At 66.1% G+C, this 22,503-nt stretch carries 15 protein-coding genes; 13 read left to right on the top strand and 2 right to left on the bottom strand.

The features are described 5' to 3' along the window. Positions 1-4 precede the first annotated feature (4 nt). A complete protein-coding gene (locus tag ACOFKW_RS01885; protein WP_419815660.1) occupies positions 5-2,404 on the bottom strand; it encodes a TonB-dependent receptor in 2,400 nt (799 codons plus the stop codon). A 224-nt stretch (positions 2,405-2,628) separates the two neighbouring features. Between ACOFKW_RS01885 and ACOFKW_RS01880 the strand changes: the two genes are divergently transcribed. From ACOFKW_RS01880 to ACOFKW_RS01830, 11 genes are all read left to right on the top strand, one after another. Beyond that, positions 2,629-2,835 (top strand): TOBE domain-containing protein, encoded by a 207-nt coding sequence (locus tag ACOFKW_RS01880; protein WP_419815659.1) that lies wholly within the window; start codon positions 2,629-2,631, stop codon positions 2,833-2,835. Then, positions 2,836-3,225, top strand: a complete 390-nt coding sequence (locus ACOFKW_RS01875; RefSeq protein WP_419815658.1) for a winged helix-turn-helix domain-containing protein — start codon at positions 2,836-2,838, stop codon at positions 3,223-3,225. Between the two features lie 168 nt (positions 3,226-3,393). Then, positions 3,394-4,362 carry a prolyl aminopeptidase gene (gene pip, locus ACOFKW_RS01870; RefSeq protein ID WP_419815657.1) on the top strand — a complete coding sequence of 323 codons (969 nt, stop codon included), beginning with the start codon at positions 3,394-3,396 and terminating at the stop codon, positions 4,360-4,362. After that, positions 4,355-5,758 (top strand): MFS transporter, encoded by a 1,404-nt coding sequence (locus tag ACOFKW_RS01865; protein ID WP_419815656.1) that lies wholly within the window; start codon positions 4,355-4,357, stop codon positions 5,756-5,758. Before pip ends, ACOFKW_RS01865 begins: the two co-directional genes overlap by 8 nt. 148 nt (positions 5,759-5,906) lie before the next feature. Continuing rightward, positions 5,907-6,467 (top strand): molybdenum cofactor biosynthesis protein B, encoded by a 561-nt coding sequence (gene moaB, locus ACOFKW_RS01860; RefSeq protein WP_419815655.1) that lies wholly within the window; start codon positions 5,907-5,909, stop codon positions 6,465-6,467. Next, positions 6,460-8,880 (top strand): FdhF/YdeP family oxidoreductase, encoded by a 2,421-nt coding sequence (locus tag ACOFKW_RS01855; protein ID WP_419815654.1) that lies wholly within the window; start codon positions 6,460-6,462, stop codon positions 8,878-8,880. The genes moaB and ACOFKW_RS01855 overlap by 8 nt, the downstream gene beginning before the upstream one ends. A 17-nt stretch (positions 8,881-8,897) precedes the next feature. After that, positions 8,898-9,680 (top strand): formate dehydrogenase accessory sulfurtransferase FdhD, encoded by a 783-nt coding sequence (gene fdhD / locus ACOFKW_RS01850; RefSeq protein ID WP_419815653.1) that lies wholly within the window; start codon positions 8,898-8,900, stop codon positions 9,678-9,680. Continuing rightward, positions 9,677-10,234 carry a molybdenum cofactor guanylyltransferase gene (mobA, locus tag ACOFKW_RS01845; RefSeq protein WP_419815652.1) on the top strand — a complete coding sequence of 186 codons (558 nt, stop codon included), beginning with the start codon at positions 9,677-9,679 and terminating at the stop codon, positions 10,232-10,234. Before fdhD ends, mobA begins: the two co-directional genes overlap by 4 nt. Before the next feature lie 56 nt (positions 10,235-10,290). Next, positions 10,291-12,843, top strand: coding sequence for a DUF3772 domain-containing protein (locus tag ACOFKW_RS01840; protein ID WP_419815651.1), 2,553 nt, complete (start codon positions 10,291-10,293; stop codon positions 12,841-12,843). A 94-nt stretch (positions 12,844-12,937) separates the two neighbouring features. Continuing rightward, the gene (locus tag ACOFKW_RS01835; RefSeq protein WP_419815650.1) at positions 12,938-14,143 is read left to right on the top strand and encodes a GAF domain-containing sensor histidine kinase; all 1,206 of its coding nucleotides are present in this window, start codon (positions 12,938-12,940) and stop codon (positions 14,141-14,143) included. Between the two features lie 403 nt (positions 14,144-14,546). Then, on the top strand, positions 14,547-17,462 hold the full coding sequence (locus tag ACOFKW_RS01830; protein ID WP_419815649.1) for a TonB-dependent receptor plug domain-containing protein: 2,916 nt from the start codon (positions 14,547-14,549) through the stop codon (positions 17,460-17,462). Positions 17,463-17,541: 79 nt separating this feature from the next. Here ACOFKW_RS01830 and ACOFKW_RS01825 read toward each other — a convergent pair whose 3' ends face one another. After that, complete coding sequence (locus ACOFKW_RS01825; RefSeq protein WP_419815648.1) at positions 17,542-18,711, bottom strand: hypothetical protein; 1,170 nt, start codon at positions 18,709-18,711, stop codon at positions 17,542-17,544. Between the two features lie 417 nt (positions 18,712-19,128). Here ACOFKW_RS01825 and ACOFKW_RS01820 point away from each other — a divergent pair, with 417 nt between their 5' ends. After that, complete coding sequence (locus ACOFKW_RS01820; RefSeq protein WP_419815647.1) at positions 19,129-21,237, top strand: PQQ-binding-like beta-propeller repeat protein; 2,109 nt, start codon at positions 19,129-19,131, stop codon at positions 21,235-21,237. Between the two features lie 322 nt (positions 21,238-21,559). Further along, positions 21,560-22,492 (top strand): hypothetical protein, encoded by a 933-nt coding sequence (locus ACOFKW_RS01815; RefSeq protein WP_419815646.1) that lies wholly within the window; start codon positions 21,560-21,562, stop codon positions 22,490-22,492. Positions 22,493-22,503: the final 11 nt, after the last annotated feature.

Here is a 22,503-nt window from a genome sequence, read left to right as displayed (position 1 = left end):
CGGCTTATAGCCGCGCCCGCAAGGTAACCCCAATGGTGCGCGGGTCACTCGGCGTGGCGAGGATCAGGCCCGAATTGCCCGCCTGGATCGTGACGTTCTGGATGTAGTTCTTGTCGAACAGGTTGCGCGCGAACACCGCCACCTCGATGCCGCCGCTGCTGCGATAGCCGATGCTGCCGTTGACGATGGTGTAGCCGCCAATCGTCGTGAAGCGCGAGCCGGTGGGGTCGCCGAACTGCTTGCTGCGGTAGTTGGCGTCGGCATGAGCGAACAGGCTGCCGTGCAGTCGATCGACCGGAACGAGATAGTCGCCGCCGACCGTCGATGACCATTTCGGCAGCCCCGGCAGGCCGACGCCGCTGAGGTCACAGGCCGCCGCGGTGTTGCCGATCGCCTCGATCGGGCAAGGCCCGGCAGGATAGCGGTCGTACTTGCCGTCCGCATAAGCCAGCGCGGCGCGTAGCGTCAGCTCGCGCGTCACCGCGGCATTGGTGTCGGCCTCGACGCCCCGGACCGTGACGCGGGGGATGTTGGCGAGATAGGTGCGCAGCGCGGCCGCCGCGCGGGTATCGCTGACATTGGTCTGGAAGTCGGTGACGCGGGTGTAGAAGGCATCGACATTCAGCGTCAGGCGGTCGTCGAACAGCCGCGTCTTCAAGCCGACTTCATAGGCGGTGTTGCGCTCCGGGCGGACCACGGCGGTGCCGATCGCCGGCAGGTTCTGGTCGTTGAGCGGCAGGCCCGACATATTGATGCCGCCCGACTTTTCGCCGCGCGCGAAGCTGGCATAGGCAAGAATATTATCGGTCGCAGCCCAGGCGATATTGGCCCGGCCGGTGAGCGCGCCGTCGTTGACCTTGGCGGCGTAATTCTGGCCGCGGAGGATCGACAGTTGGGCGTTGATCAGCGCGGGGTTGGTCGTCGACGGGCCGCCGAAGACGAACGTGTCGTAGGTGCCGGTCTTGTGCTCATAGGTATAGCGCAGGCCGCCGGTCAGCGTGATCCGGTCGACCGGGCGCCAGTTGACCTCCCCGAACGCCGCATAGCTGTTCGACTGGAAGTCGGTGCGACCGTCGGTGCCATAGCCGTCGAGCAGGTTGGCGGGAACCGGCGTGGCGTTCGCGCCGGTCGTAGTGCCGATCAGGTAGCGCGCGGCGGCCGGGCCATAGATCGAGATCGGACGGCCGACGACGCGCTGGCGGAAGAAATACAATCCGCCGACATAGCTGAAGGCGCCATTGCCGTTGGAGCCGAGGCGAAGCTCCTGGCTGTACTGGTCCTGCCGCGACGGGATGTGCTGCTCGATCTGGATCGGGATGCCGGTATAGTCGCGGTCGTTGGCTGCATCCCAGTTCCAGAAGCGCCAGGCACTGACCGAGGTCAGCGTCGCGCCGCCCAGGTTCCAGTCGGCAATCGCCGAGACGCCGCCTTCGTTGGTGTCGACGCCGAGTGGCGCATCGATATCGGTGACGCGGTCATAGGGGTTGGTGCTGGGCGGCGTATAGCCGAACTGCGCGGCAAGGCCGGTCGGTCCGGCGAACTGGCGGGTCGCGGTCCGTGGCACGTCGCGCGTCGCGACGCGGTAATAGACCTGGGTGCAGCAATTGCTCTCGAAGTTGGTGAAGTCGCCGCTGAGCTTTAACTGGAACGCCTCCGAAGGCTTGAACAGCAGTTGGGCACGCACCGCCTGGTTGCCGATCTGGTTGTGATCCTGCCCGGTCCTGACATTGTCGATGACGCCATCGCGGCGGGTGACGACCCCCGACACGCGGTAGGCGACCGTGTCGCCGATCAGCGCACCCGAGGCCGCTGCCTTGGCCTGGACGAAGTTGAAGCTGCCGACGGAGAGCTCCTCGGTCAGTTCGGGGGTGAAGGTCGGCGCCCGCGTCGTGATGTTGATCGCACCCGCCGTGCTGTTCTTGCCGAACAGCGTGCCCTGCGGTCCGCGCAGCACCTCGATCTGGTCGATGTCGCTGAAATCGAACGCCGCCGTGGCAGGCCGGGCGTGATAGACCTGATCGACATAGAAGCCGACGCCGGGCTCCAGTCCGTCGTTGGCCTGGCTCACCGCGACGACGCTGCTGCCCAAGCCACGGATCGTGAACGCCGTGTTGCGCGGATTTGCCGAGCTGTAGTTGAGCACCGGCACGAGTTGCGACAGTTGCTGCGTGTTGACCGTGTAGGAGCGGTCGAGAAGGTCGCCGCCAACCACCGACAGCGAGCCGGGTATGGCTTGCGCGTCTTCGGCGCGGCGGCGAGCGGTCACGGTGATATCGGGAAGCCGTGCTTCGTCGCCGGCAGCTGCCGTAGGCGCGGCATCGCCGGGCACCGCCTGTGCCTGCGACGAGACCGGACAGCCCACCAGGACCAGCGCAAGAGCGGCCGATCTCCGAAAATCGTGCATCTGTAACCCCTTGGTTCGTGCATCCGACAGTCAATGTATTTGGCCGTATACAGCGAAGCCGGTTCATTGAAAGGGGTCTGTTCGAAGGGCAGGGGTCTCGTATTCAGGATCGGGCGCTGGGACGGTCGCGCGTGCCAGGCTACGGAGAGGCTGCGCCGAGACTGCGGCAGCAACGCTCCTCCAGGGCCGGAAGTGATGGTATAGGCGCGGCGAAGGAGATCGGTATGAAGATCAGCGCGCGCAACCAGATCAAGGGAAGAATCGTCTCGGTGACGCCCGGTGCGGTCAACGCCACCATCAAGATCGACATCGGCGGTGGCAACATCGTCACCTCGAGCATCACCGAGGAAGCTGTCGCCGACCTCGGCCTCGCGGAAGGCGACGACGTGACCGTGATCGTCAAGGCCAGCGACGTCCTAATCGGCAAGTAGATGGTTCCCCGGGTCGGTGCCCTCAAGCTGAAGCCGCAGCTGTTCTGCGGCTCCGAGCGCGCCATGGGCCCAGGCAAGGCCGACCTGCTCGATGCCATCGCGGTGCATGGCTCGATCTCCGCCGCCGGCCGGGCGCTGGGGATGAGCTATCGCTATACTTGGCTGCAGGTCGACGGCATGAACCGGTGCTTCGCCGGGAAGCTGGTCGAGGCGACGCCGGGCGGGCGCGGCGGCGGCGCGGTGGTCACGGACTATGGCCGGCTGGTCCTGACGGCGTACCGCGAGCTGGAAGCGGCGCTGATGCAGACCGCGTCCGATCATCCCCGGCTGGCGGAACTCGAGACGATGATGCGCGACGCGCCGCTGCCGCAGGGCGGGGACGAGCGCTGAGGCGGCGTCCGGCGCGGGGCGGCTCATCGTTCCTGGCCTGACCCGTCCCGCCACAAGCTTGAACGGGCGTCGGACAGCGAAGTCGCACCAGCAACATCACTGGCCGCCGAGCCTGCTGCTGCTATGCATCAACGAGCGCGTCGCCCGCAGACGAGACGAGGATCTGACATGACCGAACTTCGCACGCTGTATCCGCCGATCGAGCCGTATGAGACCGGGATGCTCGACGTCGGCGACGGTCACGCCGTGTACTTCGAACGGAGCGGCACGCGGGGCGGCAAGCCGGCGGTGTTCCTGCACGGTGGCCCCGGCGGCGGCATCTCGCCGAGCCACCGCCGGCTGTTCGACCCGGCGCGCTACGACGTCCTGCTGTTCGACCAGCGCGGTTGCGGCCGCTCGACACCGCACGCCGGTCTGGAGGCGAACACTACCTGGCACCTGGTTGCCGATATCGAGCGGCTGCGCGCCATGACGGGCGTCGAGCAATGGCAGGTCTTCGGCGGCTCCTGGGGCTCGACGCTGGCGCTGGCCTATGCCGAGACCCACCCGGAGCGCGTCAGCGAGCTGATCGTGCGCGGCGTGTTCATGGTCGGCCGGGCCGAGCTCGACTGGTATTACCAGTTCGGCGCTTCCGAGATCTTTCCGGACAAGTGGGAGCAGTTCCTGGCGCCGATCCCGGAGGCGGAGCGCGGCGACCTTGCCGCTGCCTATCGCCGCCGCTTGACCGGCAGCGATACGACGGCGCAACTGGTCGCGGCGCAGGCTTGGGCGCTGTGGGAGGGGCAGACGATCACGCTGCTGCCCGATCCTGCGCTCACCTCGAGCTTTGCCGACGCCCACTTCGCCCTAGCCTTCGCGCGGATCGAGAACCATTATTTCGTCCATGGCGGCTGGCTGGAGGAGGGGCAGTTGCTGCGCGATGCCGGGCGATTGCGCGATATCCCGGGGGTCATCGTGCAGGGGCGCTACGACATGGCCTGCCCGGCGCGTTCGGCGTGGGAGCTACATAAGGCGTGGCCGAACGCCGAATTCCACCTGGTCGAGGGCGCCGGCCATGCCTATTCGGAGCCCGGTATCCTCGACCAGCTGATCCGCGCCACCGATCGCTTCGCCGGATCGCCGTCGACCGATGCTTGAGGCCCGCGTCCAGACCGCAGGCTCCTTCGCTGCCGCGGCCAAGCCGCTCGAGGATGTCTCCGGAGTACCGACGCCGCGCCGCTATTGGGCGGTGCTGGCGATCTGGCTGGCGGTGGCGATGTCGGTCCTCGACAGCTCGATTGCCAATATCGCGCTGCCGACGATCGCCCGTGACCTCGGCGCCAGCGCGGCGTCGTCGATCTGGGTCATCAACGCCTATCAGATCGCGATAACCATCAGCCTGCTGCCGATCGCCATGCTCGGCGATATCGCCGGCCACCGCCGCGTCTACATGGTCGGGCTGTCGGTGTTCGCCATCGCCTCGATCGGCTGCGTCCTGTCGCAGACCCTGGGCGAGCTGGCCGTGGCGCGCTTCGCCCAGGGCTTTGGCGCAGCCGGGGTGATGGCGATCAACGGCGCGCTGGTGCGCTTCACCTATCCGCGGTCGATGCTCGGCCGCGGCATCGGCTATAACGCGCTGGTCGTCGCGGTTTCGTCCGCCGCCGGCCCCACCATCGCGGCGGCGATCCTGTCGGTGGCATCGTGGCGCTGGCTGTTCGCGGTCAACGTGCCGCTGGGTTTGCTGTCGCTGGTCATCGGCTATCGCTGCCTGCCGCTGACGCCCCGTAGCGGCAACCGCTTCGACATCTATTCGGCGCTGCTCAATGCCGTGACCTTCGGCGCGATCTTCCTCGCCGCTTCGGACGTCGCCCATTCGACGCTGTCGCTGCTGACCATCGCCGAGGTCGCGGTCGCGGTCGCCGCCGGTGTCATGCTGGTCAGGCGGTCGCGCGGGCAGGTTGCGCCGTTGGTGCCGCTCGACCTGCTGCGGCTGCCGATCCTGCGCCTGTCCTACGCGACATCGTCGCTGTCCTTTGCCGCGATGATGATGGCCGGAGTCTCCCTGCCGTTCATCCTGCAGGAGCGCTTCGGCTTCGACCGGGTCGAGACCGGGCTGCTGATGACGCCGTTGCCATTGGGCGTGGCGGTTGCGGCGCCGATCGCGGGCCGGCTGGTCGAGCGGTTTCCGGCAGGGCTGCTGGGCGGCATCGGCCTTGGCCTGCTGGCGGTCGGTCTGGCGGGGCTGGCCCTGCTGCATCCGGGGGCGGGTGCGATCGTGCTGGTGCTGGCGACCGCCGTGTGCGGCATCGGCTTCGGGCTTTTCCAGACGCCCAACAACCGGACGATGCTGGGTCTCGCGCCGGCGGAGCGCAGCGGGGCGGCGGCCGGTATGCTGGCGACGGCGCGGCTGGTCGGGCAGACCGCCGGTGCGCTGCTGGTCGCGCTGCTGTTCCACCGCGCCGGTCCATCCAGCGTCATTCCTCTGTGGGTGGCCGCCGTGCTCGCCCTCGCCGCGGCCGGGGTCAGCATCCGGCGCCTGAGCGCCGTGCAATAGCCTGGCCTGCCGCCGCGGTGGGTTGCCGCACGGCGTGGATCACCTCGCGACAAGGCGGCGTCGGCTATATCGTCCGCGCACCGCGGTAGCCGGGAACGGCGCCGTCCGGGCGACGTTCCCCGTTGCAGTACATTGAGGTGTCGGACACATGCTGCAACCGGGCGGACGCATCGGCGAGGGTGAGCGGCGACCGGTCAGGGTTGCGGTACTGACCGTCTCGGACACTCGCAGCGCCGCCACCGATACCAGCGGCGACTTGCTGGTGGCGATGATCGAGCGGGACGGCCACCGGCTCGCCGACCGCATGCTGGTGCGCGACGAGGTGACCGCGATCCGGGCCGCCGTCCAGGGCTGGAGCGACGGCGGCGGCGTCGACGTGGTGGTCAGCACCGGCGGCACCGGCCTGTCGGGCCGCGACCGCACGCCCGAGGCCGTCGAGCCGCTGTTCGACAAGCGCATCGAAGGCTTTGCGGCGATCTTTCATCTCGTCAGCTACCAGTCGGTCGGTCTGTCGACCCTCGCCAGCCGTGCCACCGCCGGCGTGGTGGGGACGACCTATGTGTTCTGCCTGCCCGGTTCGAACGGCGCGGTGCGCGACGGCTGGGACAAGGTCATCGGTCCGCAACTCGACAGCCGGCATTTGCCGTGCAACCTCGTCGACATGATGCCGAGGCTCGACGAGCACCGCCAGGAGTTGGCCAATGCATAACGGTCCACGCGCCAAGCCGGTGATCGCGCCCTACAAAGGCCCGGCCGGCGGTTACGGCTCGCTACGCTCGGTCACCGAAATCCTGGCGCGCGAAGGCGTGCTGGTCCGCGACAGCACGCTGCTGACGCACCAGAACAAGCCCGACGGCTTCATGTGCCCGTCGTGCGCCTGGGCCAAGCCGGCGCAACCGCTGCCCGCCGAGTTCTGCGAGAACGGCGCGAAGGCGACGGCGTGGGAGACAACCAGCCGGCGCGCCGACCAGAGTTTCCTTGCGGAGCACACGCTGACCGAACTCGAAAGCTGGCGCGATTACGACCTGGAGGAGGCCGGGCGCCTAACCGAGCCGATGCGCTGGAACCCCGAGACCGACAAGTACGAGCCGGTGAGCTGGGAAGCGGCATTCGCCGAGATCGGCCGCGAACTGCAGGCGTTGGCAGGCAATCCCGACGAGACGATCTTCTACGCCAGCGGTCGCGCATCGCTGGAGACCAGCTATCTGTGGCAGCTGCTAGCGCGCGTCTACGGCACCAACAACCTGCCCGACTGCTCGAACATGTGCCATGAATCGACCAGTGTCGCGCTGCCGGAGAGCATCGGGGTCTCGGTCGGCACGGTCAGCCTGCAGGACTTCGAGCAGTGCGACCTGATGCTCCACGTCGCTCACAATCCGGGAACGTCGACGCCGCGCATTCTCCACCAGTTGCAGGATGCGGTGAAGCGCGGCGCGCGGATCATCGCCTTCAACCCGCTGCGCGAGCGCGGGCTGGAACGCTTCACCAACCCGCAGTCGCCGGTCGAGATGGCGACGTTGGCCGAGACCGAGATCGCCGAGACGATCCACCGGGTCAAACCCGGCGGCGACATCGCCTGGCTGACCGGCGTCTGCAAGGCGCTGATCGAGGCCGACGACGCTGCGGCCGCGGCAGGGCAGGCGCATGCCACCGACCGCGATGCGATCGCCGCGGCGACCAGCGACGACGCCGGCTTCTCGATCAAGGTCGCCGCTGCGAACCAGCAGAACCGCCGCGTCCTCGATCATGACTTCATCGCCGAACATACCCACGGCTTCGAGGCCTTTGCCGATCACTGCCGCGCCGCCGACTGGGCCGCGCTCGAACTCGTCTCGGGCCTGACCCGCGCCGCGATGGAAGATGTGGCAGGGATCTACGCCAGGGCCGACCGCGTCATGGGACTGTACGGCATGGGCCTGACCCAGCACGTTGCCGGCGTCGAGAATGTCCAGATGTTCGTCAACCTGCTGTTGCTGCGCGGCAATATCGGCAAGGCGGGCGCCGGAGTGTGCGCGATCCGAGGACATTCGAATGTCCAGGGGCAGCGTACCGTCGGGATCACCGAAAAGCCCGAGCTCGCGCCGTTGGATCGGCTCGAGGAGCTTTACGGCTTCACTGCGCCGCGCGAGGAAGGGCTGACCACCGTCAAGGCCTGCGGTGCGATGATCGACGGCAGCGTCAAGGCATTCCTGGCGCTGGGCGGCAACTTCCTGCGCGCCGTGCCCGATCCGGTGGTCGTCGAGGCGGGCTGGCGCAAGCTGCGACTGACCGTCGCTATCGCGACCAAGCTCAATCGCAGCCATGTCGTGCACGGCGAGGTGGCGTTCCTGCTGCCCTGCCTCGGCCGCACCGAGATCGACGAGCAGGCAAGCGGCCCGCAGGCGGTGTCGATCGAGGACAGCCTGGCGCACTTCCACGGCTCCCGCGGCAAGGTCAAGCCGGCCAGCGAGGCGCTGCTTTCGGAGGCCGCGATCACCGCCGGCATCGCACTGGCGACGCTGCCGGCCAATCCGCGGATCCCCTGGACCGACTGGGTCGGCGACTATGCGACCATCCGCGACGCGATCGAGGCGACCTGGCCGGCGACCTTCAAGGACTTCAACGCCAAGCTGTTCCAGCCGGGCGGCATCGTCCGTCCGGTCGCGGCGCGCGAGCGTAAATGGGCGACGCGCAGCGGCAAGGCGAACTTCCTGTTGCCGACCCAGCTGTTCGCCGGCGACGTCGCCAGCTTTGGCGCCGAGGGCGTGCTGCAGTTGACGACGCTGCGCAGCAACGACCAGTTCAACACCACGGTCTACGGCTATTACGACCGCTTCCGCGGCGTGCGGGGAACGCGCATGGTCGTCTTCATGAACCCCGACGACATCGCGTCGCGCGGCCTGAGCGATGGCGAGTATGTCGACATGCGCACCGCGATCGGCGATGGCGTCGACCGCATCGTCGAGCAGTTGCAGATCGTCGCCTATGACATCCCGCCCGGCTGCTGCGGTGCGTATTTCCCCGAGATCAATCCGATTGTCCCGCTCGCCCACCACGACCGCAAGGCGCACACCCCGGCGTACAAGGCGATACCGGTGACGCTCTCCCGCTCGGCGTCGCAGGTCCGCGAGGTGCCGGCCTGAACTTCGCCCCGGCAAGCATGCAGGTCGACTGTACGGCGGTCCGCGCCGGCGTTGCGAACGCTGCGAGCCGGACAGTGCCCGAGGAAGTCCCGGTCGCGCTGGTCTATGACGCGACGACGCATGCCGTCCTGATGGCGACGCCGGCCGATCTGGCGGACCTTGGCCGGGGTTTCAGCCTGACCGAGGGGATCGTCGACGACCTGGCGCAGATCGAGGCGCTCGAGGTGGTCGCCCAGTCGAATGGCATCGAAGTCCGGATGTGGCTGCGCGCCGATGCCGGTCGCGTCCATCTCGAGCGCCGGCGGTCCGTCGTCGGCAGGACCGGCTGCGGACTCTGTGGCGTCGAGAGCCTGGCGCAGGCGCTGCCGCCGCTGGTGCCGGTAAGGTCGTCGGCGCGCTGGTCGCTTGCCGACTTCACCGATGCGGTCGCCGGGCTGAGAGGCAATCAGCCGCTCGGTGCGGCGACGCGCGCGGTCCATGCGGCGGGCCTGTGGCACGGTGGTGCGCTGGTCATGCTGCGCGAGGACGTCGGTCGCCACAATGCGCTCGACAAGCTGGCGGGGGCGGTCGACGCCTCGATGCTCGACGGGGCGATCGTCGTGCTGACCTCGCGGGTATCGGTGGAGATGGTCCAGAAGACGGCGCGCATGGGGGTCGCGGCCATCGCGGCGATCTCGGCGCCGACGGCGCTCGCCATCCGGGTCGCCGAGGCGGCGGGGATCACGCTTGCCGCAGTCGTTCGCGACGACGGGTTCGAGGTGTTCTGCGGCGCCGATCGGCTGGTTGCGGCGGCGCCGTGAGGTTGCTCGGGGTGGTCCTCGCCGGCGGGCGGTCGTCGCGGTTCGGCGGCGACAAGGCGCTGGCACTGCATGCCGGGCGGACGCTGATCGACCACGCCATCGCAGCGCTTGCCCCGGTTGCGGCCGAGGTGGTCATCGTCGGCCGGATCCATGACGGGTTCCGCAGCCTATGGGATCGTCCCGGACCGGGGCTCGGGCCACTCGCCGGGCTCAATGCAGCGCTTGCCGACGCGGCAGCAGGGTCGTTCGACGGCGTCGTTTCGGTTCCCTGCGACGCACCGCAGCTCAGCGGCGAAATTCTCGCGACCTTGCTGGAGGAGCCCGGGCGCGCTGCCGCATTCGCCGGCCTGCCGGTCTGCGGATATTGGCCGGCATCCCTGGCGGTGGCTCTCGACGCGCAGTTGAGCAGCGGGGATGACCGGTCGCTGCGCCGCTGGATCGCGTGCTGCGATGCGAGGATCGTGCCCGGCCCGGACGTCGCCAACATCAACACGCAGGCCGATCTGCTCGCTCTCGATGCAATCGTGCCAAGGGTACAAAACACGATTGATTGACCCGGTTACGGTGCTCCGGGCGTTGGGGGCTGGAGCGACGTTGCGCCCAGGTGATCATGGCTAGAAGTTCGACCAACGACTTGCGCCCCAGCGCTGCCACCCGGCGAGGCGGGATCAGGCTGTCGATCGGCCTGGCGATCGCGGGCTTGATCGCGGCACTGGCCCCCTCCGCAGCATTGGCGCAGGCGGCGGTGGCGCCGACGCCGATCGTCTCCGCCCCGGTGATCGCCGCGCCGGCCATACCGCCGGTCCAGGTGCAGCAGCTGCCGGTCGTCGACCCGAACATCGCGATCCTGAACGGCCTGATCCGCGACGTCGCAAACCTGCAAAAGCAGGCGGTGGGGGCCAGTACCGACGCCAGCCTGGCGCGACTGCGCGAGCAGACTTCGGCAGCGCAGGCGGTCGCCGACAGCTTCGTGCGCGCCCGCGACCGCGAAATCGTCGCGCTCGATGCGAAGCTGCGCGTCCTGACACTGGCCAATGGCAAGCCGCGCAAGCGCCTCGATGCCGCCGAGCGTCGCGAACGCCGCGAGCTGCTGGACCAGCGGCAGGTGTTGACCGAACAGGTGCAGCGCGCCCGCCAGGCGGGGATCGCGGCGAACCACAGCTTCACCGAAGTGTCGCAGCGGCGCCGGACCGCGTTCGATGCGCGGACCTTCGACCGCACCGCGTCGCCGCTGGAGGCCGGGTTCTGGGTGTCGCTCGGCGGGTCGCTGGGCGCCGATGTGATGCGGCTGTCGCGGCTCGCCAGCGACGCCTTCGATACGGCGGTCGCGGCACTCGACGCGCGCGCGGTGTTTATCGTGGCGTTGGCACTGGCACTGGCGTTCGCGCTGGCGATGCCGCTGCGGCTGGCGTTGCTCCGGGTGATCCGGCGCTTCACCGACGAGCAGGCGCAGGTGCGGCGCTTCCGCCAGTCCGCCCGGGCCATCGCCGCGGTCCTGGTCAACACGATCCTGCCCGGGATGGCCGCGGTGGTGGTCAATCTCGGGCTGAACTGGGCGGCACTGCTATCGGAGAAGGCCGCGGCGCTGGTGCAGGCGGCGGTGATCGCGGTGTTCTGGGGATCGCTGGTCCTGGCGCTCAGCCGGCAACTTGCGGGCGGCAAGGTACCGGCCAACCGACTGCTCACCGTGTCCGAACGCATGGCGAGCCGGACGCGGTCGCTGTCGTGGCTGACGGCTCTGCTGACCGGTGCCGGCTTCCTGATCAGCCGGCTGAACAGCGTCGTCGGCGCGAGCCTGGCTGCGACCGTCGCCGCCAATTGCATCACCTCGCTCGCCTATGCGTCGATCGCCGGCCTGATCCTGCTGGCATTGAGCGAGGACCATCCGGACGCCGGGCCCGACGAGAGCAGCGCCGAGCCGCCGCGCAACGCCGGGGTGACGCTCGTCGCGCTGGGGCTGACCATCGCCATCATCGTCACCGTCGGCTCGGTGTTCACCGGGTTCACGACGCTCGCGCTGCTGGTGTCGACCCAAATGTTCTGGATCAGCGTGCTGGTCGCGCTGGCGTTCCTGCTGCTGCGCTTCGTCGACGATGCGGTGGGCGAGCTGTTCCTGCCCGGCGGCTGGATCGGGCGGCTGCTGACCCACACGCTGGCGCTCGGCCATGCCACCGTCAGCCAGCTGGGCGTGATCACCTCGGCGGTGCTGCAGATTCTGATCGTCCTCGGCACGCTCAGCCTCGCGCTGACGCCGTTCGGGCGCAATGGCGATGTCCTGACCGCGCATATCGCCGGCGTCGGGCAGGGGCTGCGGATCGGCTCGCTGGAGCTGTCGCCGCGCTCCCTCGCCGCGGGGATCGGTTGCCTGGTGCTCGGCCTCGGCATCGTTCACCTGGCGCAACGCTGGCTCGACCGCCGCTTCCTGCCGGTCACCGACTGGGACGCCGGGGTCCGCAACTCGGTCAGCACCGGCGTGCGCTACCTCGGTGTCGGTGCTGTCGTGCTCTGGGCGCTGACCGCTGCGGGCCTCGGTTTCAGCCAGATCGCGCTGATCGCCGGCGCCTTGTCGGTCGGTATCGGTTTCGGCCTCCAGCAGATCGTCCAGAACTTCGTCTCGGGGATCATCCTGCTGGTCGAGCGCCCGATCAAGGTCGGCGACCTGGTCAACGTCGGCGGCGTCGAGGGCGATGTCAGGCGCATCCGCGTCCGCGCCACCGAGATCCTGCAGGCCGACAAGACGACGCTGATCGTGCCGAACTCCGACCTCATCACCAAGCCGGTGCAGAACAAGACGCTCGGCGACCCGCGCGGCCGGGTCCAGCTGCAGATCAGCATCGGCGCCGCCAGCGAGGCACCCCGCGCCATCCTGGTCATCCGCAAGGTCCTGGAAGCGGCCGAGGAGGTCCTCGACGAGCCTGCACCCAAGGTCTTCGTCGATGCGCTGACGCCGGGCGGCTCGGTGAACTTCAACGCGTTCGGCTTCGTCGCCTCGCAACGCGATGCGACGCGGGTCCGCAGCGACCTCTACATCTCGATCATCGAAGCGCTGAACGAGGCCAGGATCGGCTTCGTGGGGGCCGGTGGCCAGACCGTGATCGTCGAGCCCGGCCGGGAACTGAAGGCGTTATCGGAGAAGCTTAGCGCCGGGCTGAAAGCCGGATGACCGGCCAGCGAGGGGTGCCACCCCGCGGCCTTCTTTTGTACGACGCCGTACGAAGACTGTGGTCTTCGGAAACATCAAGCTGTAGAGTGTCTTGATGCTCGTCAGCGGCCCGGAAACGAACTCGCGCCGGCTGGCGGCGGAGGTCGATACCGTCAATCGCCTGGAGGCGGTGCCGACGATCCTCGATACGATCTGCCAAGTCACCGGCATGGGTTTTGCCGCGATTGCTCGTGTCACCGACGAGCGCTGGATCGCCTGCAGCGTTCGCGACACCATCGATTTCGGAATGAAGCCGGGCGGTGAGCTCACGCTCGAGACGACGATCTGTCACGAGATCAGGGATAGCGGCGCTTCCGTGATAATTTCGGATGTCGCGAGCGACCCGATCTACGAGGGCCATTACACGCCCGCCCTCTACGGCTTTCGCAGCTATGCCTCGTTCCCGATCTTCCTGCCGGCGGGTGAGTTCTTCGGCACCTTGTGCGCCATCGATCCGCAGCCGCGCGACCTCGACCGGCCCGAGGTCCGCGGCATGTTCGAGATGTTCGCAAAGCTGATCGGCTTTGCGCTCGAGCAGGCCAACCGGCTCGCCGTGAGCGAAGCCAGTCGACTATCGCAGCTCGATACCGCTCGCCTGCAGGAGCAGTTCGTCGCGGTGATGGGACACGACCTGCGCAATCCGCTGGCGTCGATCCAGGCCGGCATCACGCTGCTGGAAAAGCAACCGACGCCGGAGCGCGCGAAGATGCTGCTGGCCCGGATGCGGCTGAGCGGCGACCGGATGGCGGCGCTCATCGCCGACGTCCTCGACCTCGCGCGCGGGCGCCTTGGCGGTGGCATCCCGGTCAGCCGGCAATTGATGTCGATTGCGCCGATCATCACCCAGGTCGTTGCCGAACTCGGAAGCACGCATCCGGGACAAGCGATCCTGGTCGATTGCTCGGACGACCTGTTGATCGACGGCGACCCCCTGCGGATCGCGCAACTGCTTTCCAATTTGCTGGGCAATGCCCTGACCCACGGCGTCGCCGAGCAGCCAGTGCGGATCGTCTGTGCCTTCGCCGGCGGCCAGATGGCGATATCGATCTCGAACGGCGGGCTGAAGATCGCGCCCGAGGCGATTGCCGATATTTTCCAGCCCTTCGTGCGCGGACAGTCGGGGACGAACCGTGATGGCCTGGGCCTTGGGCTGTACATCTCGGCCCAGATCGCCGCAGCGCACGATGGCACCTTGTCGGTCACGTCGACCGACGCCGAGACGCGCTTCACCTTCCAGATGCCGATCGCCATAGCGTCCTGAGAACTACCGGGCGCGGCGCCTTCTATTTACCGTCCGGTAGCGAATGCTGCGATCGTCGAACGCGTAACTGGGCTGGTCCGCGCAGTGCAGGATCCCGATGCTAACGTTGCAGATCAAAAACGGCAGGGATTCGGCTCAACCAGGTTGAGTCGTAATCGTCACTGGCTTGCGTTGCTAAAGATGTCGAATGTCGATGTTCTCACGAGATGAGATTAAAGCCGTATCGAACCTGCTTCTAAGCTCTTATTTCACGCTCCATCTACGAACAGATTGCAATTGAAAATCAGGAGTGATTTGTATCGACCGTTGAAGGCTAAAAATAGCCAAAACAGGGGAGAGATACATGGTGGATACGAAGAAGCTTCGGTCGGCGCGTGCCCGGGCGCTAAGATCAGGGACTGCCATGGCACTTCTGGCAATCGGGGCCAGCCCGGCATTCGCCCAGACAAGCCAGCCTCAGCCTCCAGTTACGGCACCGGCCGCCGGGACGACGACACCACTGCCGGGCGCGGAAGCGAAAGCAGCCGATACGACGATCGGCGGAAACACTGTCGATGTCGCGACCGGGGCGGACGGTAATGCCGGTGACATCGTCGTCACCGGTTCACGCATCGTCCGCGACGGCTATTCCGCACCGACACCGGTAACGGTCGTATCGACCGAACAACTGCAGCGCACCAACCCGGGCGCGATCGCCGAGGGCCTCAATACGCTGCCGCAGTTCGCCGGGTCCCGCAGCAACGCCAACGCTAACGGTGGCGTCGCCAGCCCCCAGGTCGGCAATTATCTCAGCCTGCGTAACCTCGGCCCGATCCGCACCCTGACCCTGCTCGACGGCCAGCGGCTGCCGCCGACCAGCTACGAAGGCACGACCGACGCCAACATCATTCCGCAAGCCCTGATCCAGCGGGTCGAAGTGGTGACCGGCGGCGCCTCGGCGGCCTATGGCTCGGACGCGGTGTCGGGCGTCATCAACTTCATCCTCGATACCAAGTTCAAAGGTCTCAAGGGCAATATTCAATACGGCCTGACCGAATATGGCGACGCCCCGACGCTGAAGGGCAATGTCGCGGCCGGCTTCAGCCTCTTCGAAGACCGCGTGCATGTCTTGCTCAGCTATGACCATTATCAGCAGAAGGGCATCGAGAAGAACGAGGATCGTCCTTACGGTTCCTTGCATTTTCTGCGGACCGGCACCGGATCGGCGACCAATCCTTATGTCGAGCTTGCGAACGTCAATTACAGCGGTGCGACCTATGGCACGCTAATCAGTTATTCGGGCACATTGAACGCCGGCAATCCGTTGCGCGGCTATCAGTTCATCGCGGGCGGCCTTGCGGTGCCTTACAATCCCGGCACACCAACCGGCACTGCGGGCTATAATGTCGGCGGCGACGGCGTGATCAGCTTCGGCAAGACACTGACGGCGACGCAGAACACCGAGCAGTTGTTCGGCCGCGTCGACGTCGAAGTCTCGTCCAATGTCCAGGCGTTCGTCCAGCTATCCTATGCGAACTCGTTCAACAGCTCGGTGACGATCGGTACCGGCACCCAGGTCGGCGACTTCCAGATCTTTACCGAGAACCCGTTCCTCGCGGACTCGACCCGGACGATCCTCCAGAATGCCGGCGTGAAGAGTTTCATCGCCGGGCGCATCCAGGCCGATGCGCCGTTCAAGCTTGGGCGTTTCTACAACGACGCCACGATCCTGGTCTCCGGGGTGAAGGGCAAGATCGCCGACAAATATAATTGGTCGCTCAACTATTCGCATGGCGACACGAAGCTGGACCTGTTCCACGAGGGCAACTTCAACAACGCCCGTTATTATGCAGCGCTCGATGCGGTCCGTGGTCCGAACGGCAACATCGTCTGCCGGATCACCATCACCAACCCGGGCCTGCAGGACAATTGCGTCCCGTTCAACATCTTCGGCCGAGATTCGCCGTCGCAGGCCGCCTATGATTATATCAGCCAGACCTCGACCTACAGCGTCAAGCAGACGATGGACATCTTCACCGCCAACGTCTCGGGCGACCTGTTCAACCTGCCGGCCGGCGCAGTCTCGTTGGCTGCCGGCGCCGAGTATCGCAAGCAGGACATGAAGCAGACGTCCAACACCGACCCGTCGAAGAGCATCGACCTGACCGGGCTGCGCACCCAGACCAGCACGTTCATCCTGAAGTACAACTCCACCAACGTCGGCTCGACGCAGGCCAAGCAGAACGTCAAGGAAGCCTATGCCGAAATCGCCGTCCCGATCCTCAAGGACGTACCGTTCTTCCGCGCGCTCGACCTGAATGCCGCCGTTCGCTACACCGATTATTCGACGAGCGGCAGCGTCGAAACCTGGAAGGTCGGCGCCAGCTGGCTCCCGGTCGAGTCCGTGCGCATTCGCGCCACGCGGTCGCGTGATATCAGGGCACCGACACTGAACGAGCTGTTCCAGGCGCCGAATTCGGGCGCGGGTACATTCTTCGACGTCCACACCAACACGACGGCCCGCCTGACCAATACCACGTCCGGCAATACGGAGCTGACGCCGGAACTGGCCGACACCTTGACCGGCGGCATCGTCTATTCGCCCAGCTTCATCCCGCGCTTGCAGATGTCGGTCGATTACTACCGGATCAAGATCAAGGACGCGATCGGCACCCTGGATGTCGACACGGTCGTTAACCAGTGCGAGGCCTCGAACGGCACGGCCGAAGTCTGCAAGTCGTTCCAGCGGCCACTGCCGTTCTCCGATCGGACCGCCGCCAACTTCCCGACGCTGCGGACCTCGTTCCCGTTCAACCAGGCGAGCGTCAAGGTAGCGGGCCTGGACTATGAGATTTCCTACCGGGCCGACTTCGGCTTCGGCCTGTTGTCGGAGGGCGCGAGCCTCGACATGCGGCTGATCGGTGGGCATCTGTTCGACTATCTGTCCCAGGCGCAACCGGCCGGCGCGGTCGTGCAGTCGGACAATGCGGGCAACAACAGCAAGGACCGCATCAACGTCCAGCTGAACTATATCGACGGCCCGATCAGCCTCGCGGCCCAGGTCCGCTGGATCGGTCCGCGCAAAAAGAGCCAGGATCCGACGCAAATCTACGTCAAGAACGATGTACCCTCAGCCATGTACACCGACTTGACCGGATCTTATCGGTTCGAGGTCAATGGCATCAATCTCGAAGCCTATGTCACGGTCGCTAATCTGTTCGATAAGGACCCACCACTTTACAGCACCGGTGGTCAGCCGTCGCAGTCCTATCCGACCAACGTCATCGTCTATGATGTGTTCGGACGGACGTACACCGGCGGTCTCCGCGTCCGCTTCTAGATCGGTCGTCGATTTCCCTGAGTGAACTCAGCGGGCCGATCAGCGATCGGCCCGCTTTTTCGTATTGTCGGCTTCGGCGTCAACGCGGCCGCAGCGTGTAGCGGGACACCTGGCCCTGGGGCGCGACGTTCGAAACATAGATGATGCCGTCCTTGTCGGCGACGACGCCTTCCGGGCCGGTAGTACCTTTCAGCGGAAACCACGGTGCCGGATTGCCGAGCACGTCGGGGATGAACGCTGTGACCTTGCCGGTGCGGGCGCTGCCGATGTGAACGCCACGGACGAAAGCATTGCCCTCGACCATGCCGACGGTGGAGTCGCCGGCATACAATATGTCGTTGGCGTCGATATAGATTCCGCTGGGTCGGCCCCAGTCGGTCCATTCCGCCAGGCGTTTGCCGTCCTGGTCGAAGACGATGATCTGCGCATTGCCGCGATCGGCCACGAACAGCCGCCCTTGCGAATCCATTGCCAGGCTGTGGCTGCAGTCGCTGGTGACGGGACTCGCCTGGCAGACATCCCAGGCCTTGATGAACTTGCCGGTCTTGTCGAAGCGCATGATGCGCGGCGGCAGGTTGACCAGCTCATGGCCATCGGCGACGAAAATGTCGCCACCCGGCGATACCAGCACATCGGACGGCTGGTTGAAATGGTGCTCGTCGCTGCCGTACTCGCCAGCGGTGCCGATCTGCATCAGTAGCTTGCCAGTCGGGCTGAACTTCAGGATGTGGTTGCCCTTGGGTTGGGTACCGGCCGGCGCGTTGTTGGGCGTGCCGTCGGATTTCTGGATATTGGACTGCGTGTCCGAGATCCAGACGTTGCCGGCGCGGTCCACCCACATGCCGTGCGGATAGACCAGCAGACCGGCACCAAACTCGCGAACCAGATTGCCGTCGGGATCGAACTTCTTGATCGGGTTGTTCTTTGTCACCGAACAGCCGCCGGGACCGGTGCAGCGCTCGACCAGCCAGATCGACTTGCCGTCCCGGTCGATGTCGATGGCGCTGGTCGCACCCAGGCTTTGGCCCTTGGGCAGCTTTAGCCAGGTCTCGTTCCGGTAATAGGGATTGGGCAGCGCGATATCCGCCGCCGTGCGATAGCTCCTGCCATAGTCGCCGGGCGGAATGCCGCTCTGCATCATCTGCGCCCGGGCCGGGCCGGTCGGTGCCGGCGGTATGACCTGGGCCAGCGCCGACGTCGCGCCCAGCAAGGTGAAGGTTGCAAGCAGGCGCACTCGAAGAGACTTCATCACATCGTTCCTTGATCGGCGATCCGGTGGTTGCAAGTCGTCGTACAGTCTACGCCAACCTTCAGGAACCGTCGTGCCTTGCCAAGGCAAATTGAGGCCAAATACTCGAGCCCGACGATAAAAGGTTTCCCAAGCACTGGCGACTCGCATAAAGAGAGACGCAGCGGCATCAAGAACGCATCGGGGAGTTTAGATCAACAGGGTCGGATTGGCTTCACGCACAAGGCGCGTCGGCATTGATCCGGTTTCCAGCCGGTTGGTGGATCCCCGCGAGTGCAAGATTTCTCGACACGACGGTAAGTTGCACGACGCAATGCGCATCAATCGACGACAGTTCGATAGCGCAAACTGAGCTGAAACGGGGAGGACGAGTAGACTATGACGATCTCCAGGCGGACCATGTTGTCGACGACGGCAATGGCCGCTTTATTCGCCCGTGCCGCGCTGGCCCAGCCGACCCCGACCCCAACCGCTCCGTCGGCGCTCGGTCCGGATCGGGCCCCCGCACCGTCGCCGACGACGATCCCCGACACCGAATGGCGGTACTATGCGGCCGACCAGGCGAACACGCGCTACGCTCCGCTCGACCAGATCAGCGCGCAAAACTTCAACGATCTCGAGGTCGCGTGGCGCTTCAAGACCGACGCCCTCGGCTCGCGCAAGGAGTATCAGCTCGAAGCGACGCCGTTGCTGATCAAGGGCCGGCTGTTCCTGACCGCGGGCGCGCGCCGCGACTGCATCGCGCTGGACGCGGCGACCGGCGAGATGCTGTGGATGCACCGCCTCGACGAGGGGCAGCGCGCAATGAACGCGCCGCGCCAATTGTCAGGACATGGCTGCTCCTATTGGACCGACGGAACGCGCGAGCGCATCCTGTACGTTACCATCGGCTATCACCTGGTCTGCCTCGATGCCGAGACCGGCGTTCCCGACCCCGGCTTCGGTACCAACGGCATCGTCGATCTCAAGCTGGAGATCGACCAGGATCTCGATCCGCTGACCGCCGATATCGGCCTCCATTCGACGCCATTGGTCGTCAACAATATCGTCGTGATCGGGGCGGCGCATACGGCTGGCGATGCGCCCCGGACGCGCCGTAACGCCAAGGGCTATGTCCGCGCCTATGACATCGCTACCGGCAAGCGAAAGTGGATCTTCCACACCATACCGCGCAAGGGCGAGTTCGGTTACGACACCTGGGTGGCCGGCGATGCGGAGGCGGCCGGCAATGCCGGGGTCTGGGCGCAAATGTCGGCCGACGAGGCGCTCGGCCTGGTCTATTTGCCGGTCGAGCTGCCGACCGGGGATTTCGTCGGCATCTATCGGCGCGGTGCGGGCCTGTTCGGGGAGTCGCTCGTCGCTGTCGACGTCAACACCGGTCAGCGCCGCTGGCACTACCAGTTCGTCCATCACGGAATCTGGGACCACGACATACCGTGTGCCCCGATCCTGTGCGACATCCCGCACGGCGGTAAGATTATCAAGGCACTGGCTCAGCCCAGCAAGCAGGGTTTCCTGTACGTCCTCGACCGGAGCACCGGCAAACCGGTCTGGCCGATCGTCGAGCGCAAGGTCGCCAAGGGTGACGTGCCCGGCGAATGGTATTCGCCGACGCAGCCCTATCCTAGCAAGCCGCCGGCCTATGGTCCGCAGGGCGTCAGTCCGGAGCAGTTGATCGACTTCACGCCGGCTCTGCACGCCGAAGCGCTGGCGCTGATCAAGAACTACCGCACCGGCCCGCTGTACACGCCGCCGACGATGAGCCTGCCGGCCGGTCCGTTCGGCACGATCCATTCACCGGGCTCGCAAGGCGGCACCAACTGGCCCGGCGGTTGCTACGATCCCGATACGCATACCGTGTTCGTCTATGCCAAGAAGACGGCGCAGGTGTACGGCGTCGTCGCCAACAACGACGAGAGCCTGTCGGATTTCGCTTATGTTCACGGCCTGACCGGGCAAAAGACACGGCCTTCGGCGCCGATGGGCGGCGCGATCGTACCGGGCAGCCGCGCGGTTCAGGAGGGGGCGCCATCGCCTCCGTCGAACCCGTCGGGTCCGCAGCCACCGCAATCCGGCCCGCGACCCGGCCAGTTGACCATCCAGGGCCTGCCGCTGCTCAAGCCGCCGTATGGCACGATCACCGCGATCAACCTCGAGCGCGGTGACATCAGCTGGCAGATCGCGCACGGCGAAACCCCGGACAACGTCCGCAACCACCCGGCGCTGAAAGGGCTCAAGATCCCGCGAACGGGACGCGAGGGTAATCTCGGGCCGCTGTGCACCAAGTCGCTTGTCATCTGCGGAGAGTCGGGCTTTTTCACCAACGAGCAGGGCGTCCGCGGTGCGATGCTGCGCGCCTATGACAAGGGCAGCGGCGTCGAGAAAGGGGCCGTCTATATTCCCGCCCCCCAGAGCGGCTCGCCGATGACGTACATGCTCAAGGGCAGGCAATACCTCGTGGTCGCGATCGGTGGCGGCAATTACTCGGGAGAATTGGTGGCCTTCAGGCTGCCCCGCGGCGCCTGACCGGCCAACGTCGGCGGCGAATCTGCAAGAGGGGGATCGGATGAAGTCGATGTATCTTGCCGCGATGGCGGCTTTGCTGGCCGGCGGTGCAACGACGGTGCAGGCGCAAAAGGCGGGTGGATCGGCCGCGTCAGCCTCGCCAGGCTGGTTTCTGCAACTGCCCACGCCGCCTCGCCCGGGCGCGCGCCCATCCACCGGTGCCCCGACGACCGCGATGAACAAGTCCGGCGTGCCGCTGTGCACCCGCTCGCCGGTCTGCGATCCAAAGCACGGCGGATCGGCCAGTCGCCCTTCGCTGGCGCGCGTCCAGTGGAAGCAGACGATGGGCTACACCTTCTCCTACCCATTCAACCTGCCACCCGCCGATAAGGGTGTCTATGGCAGCGGCGTGCCCGCCGTCGGTATCGATTCGAAGGGCAATCTCTGGGCGTTCCAGCGGAATGAAGCCGGCCGGCCGCAGCTGTTCAAATTCGATCCGGAGCACCGGCTCATCCTCACGGTCGGCGAGGATGTGATCGGTCACCAGGAAAAGGCGCACGGCATGTCCGTCGATCCCTCGGACAATGTCTGGATTGCCGATGCCGATGGCAGCACGGTCATGCAAGTCAGTCCCGAGGGTAAGCTGCTCAGGACGATCGGTGAAAAAAACCGTCGCGGCGACTGGGACGAGGCGAAAGGACAAAGGCTGTTGTGGCAGCCGATGTACGTCGCCTTCGCGCCCAATGGCGAGCTTTACATCGGGGAGGGGCATGGCAACGAAAGTCCCAACGACACCGAGTCAGACGATCCATCGAACAACATCGGCGCGGCGCGGATCATTCACCTCGACAAGAATGGCAAGTACATCAACCAGTGGTTCGGCAACAGCGTGGGCCAGGGCAAGTTCAGCATGGCGCATGGGGTGGCGGTCGACCCCAGGAATGGCGATGTCTGGATCGGCGATCGTGAACAATATCGCTTGGTCGTCTATTCGAAGAGCGGCGAATTCATCAAGACGATCCAGATGCGTAACCTGATATGCGCGATCGGGTTCGACCCCCAGGGTGTGCTGTGGGTCGCAAGCGGCCAGGACGGACAACTTCTCAAACTAGATCGGGCCGGCAATGTACTCGGTGCAGTCGGAAACGGCGCGGGCCGCGGGCCGGGACAGGCAATCGAGACGACCTATATGGCCTGGGACCGCCAGGGTAATCTGTACTCGGGCGACACGAGCGTTCCCAGGATCACGCAATGGGCGGTGCCGAAGCGCAGATAGCGCTTCGACCC

It is taken from the genome of Glacieibacterium sp. (assembly GCF_965200405.1).
In the GTDB taxonomy this organism is placed as follows: domain Bacteria; phylum Pseudomonadota; class Alphaproteobacteria; order Sphingomonadales; family Sphingomonadaceae; genus Glacieibacterium.
Note: the sequence above shows the minus strand (reverse complement) of the source record. Positions and strands in the feature narration are given on the sequence as shown.

Coding starts and splice junctions, on each gene's coding strand:
- ACOFKW_RS01885 (WP_419815660.1), bottom strand. CDS start 2,404: ATGCACGATTTTCGGAGATCGGCCGCTCTTGCGCTGGTCCTGGTGGGC.
- ACOFKW_RS01880 (WP_419815659.1), top strand. CDS start 2,629: ATGAAGATCAGCGCGCGCAACCAGATCAAGGGAAGAATCGTCTCGGTG.
- ACOFKW_RS01875 (WP_419815658.1), top strand. CDS start 2,836: ATGGTTCCCCGGGTCGGTGCCCTCAAGCTGAAGCCGCAGCTGTTCTGC.
- pip (WP_419815657.1), top strand. CDS start 3,394: ATGACCGAACTTCGCACGCTGTATCCGCCGATCGAGCCGTATGAGACC.
- ACOFKW_RS01865 (WP_419815656.1), top strand. CDS start 4,355: ATGCTTGAGGCCCGCGTCCAGACCGCAGGCTCCTTCGCTGCCGCGGCC.
- moaB (WP_419815655.1), top strand. CDS start 5,907: ATGCTGCAACCGGGCGGACGCATCGGCGAGGGTGAGCGGCGACCGGTC.
- ACOFKW_RS01855 (WP_419815654.1), top strand. CDS start 6,460: ATGCATAACGGTCCACGCGCCAAGCCGGTGATCGCGCCCTACAAAGGC.
- fdhD (WP_419815653.1), top strand. CDS start 8,898: ATGCAGGTCGACTGTACGGCGGTCCGCGCCGGCGTTGCGAACGCTGCG.
- ACOFKW_RS01840 (WP_419815651.1), top strand. CDS start 10,291: ATGGCTAGAAGTTCGACCAACGACTTGCGCCCCAGCGCTGCCACCCGG.
- ACOFKW_RS01835 (WP_419815650.1), top strand. CDS start 12,938: ATGCTCGTCAGCGGCCCGGAAACGAACTCGCGCCGGCTGGCGGCGGAG.
- ACOFKW_RS01830 (WP_419815649.1), top strand. CDS start 14,547: ATGGCACTTCTGGCAATCGGGGCCAGCCCGGCATTCGCCCAGACAAGC.
- ACOFKW_RS01825 (WP_419815648.1), bottom strand. CDS start 18,711: ATGAAGTCTCTTCGAGTGCGCCTGCTTGCAACCTTCACCTTGCTGGGC.
- ACOFKW_RS01820 (WP_419815647.1), top strand. CDS start 19,129: ATGGCCGCTTTATTCGCCCGTGCCGCGCTGGCCCAGCCGACCCCGACC.
- ACOFKW_RS01815 (WP_419815646.1), top strand. CDS start 21,560: ATGGGCTACACCTTCTCCTACCCATTCAACCTGCCACCCGCCGATAAG.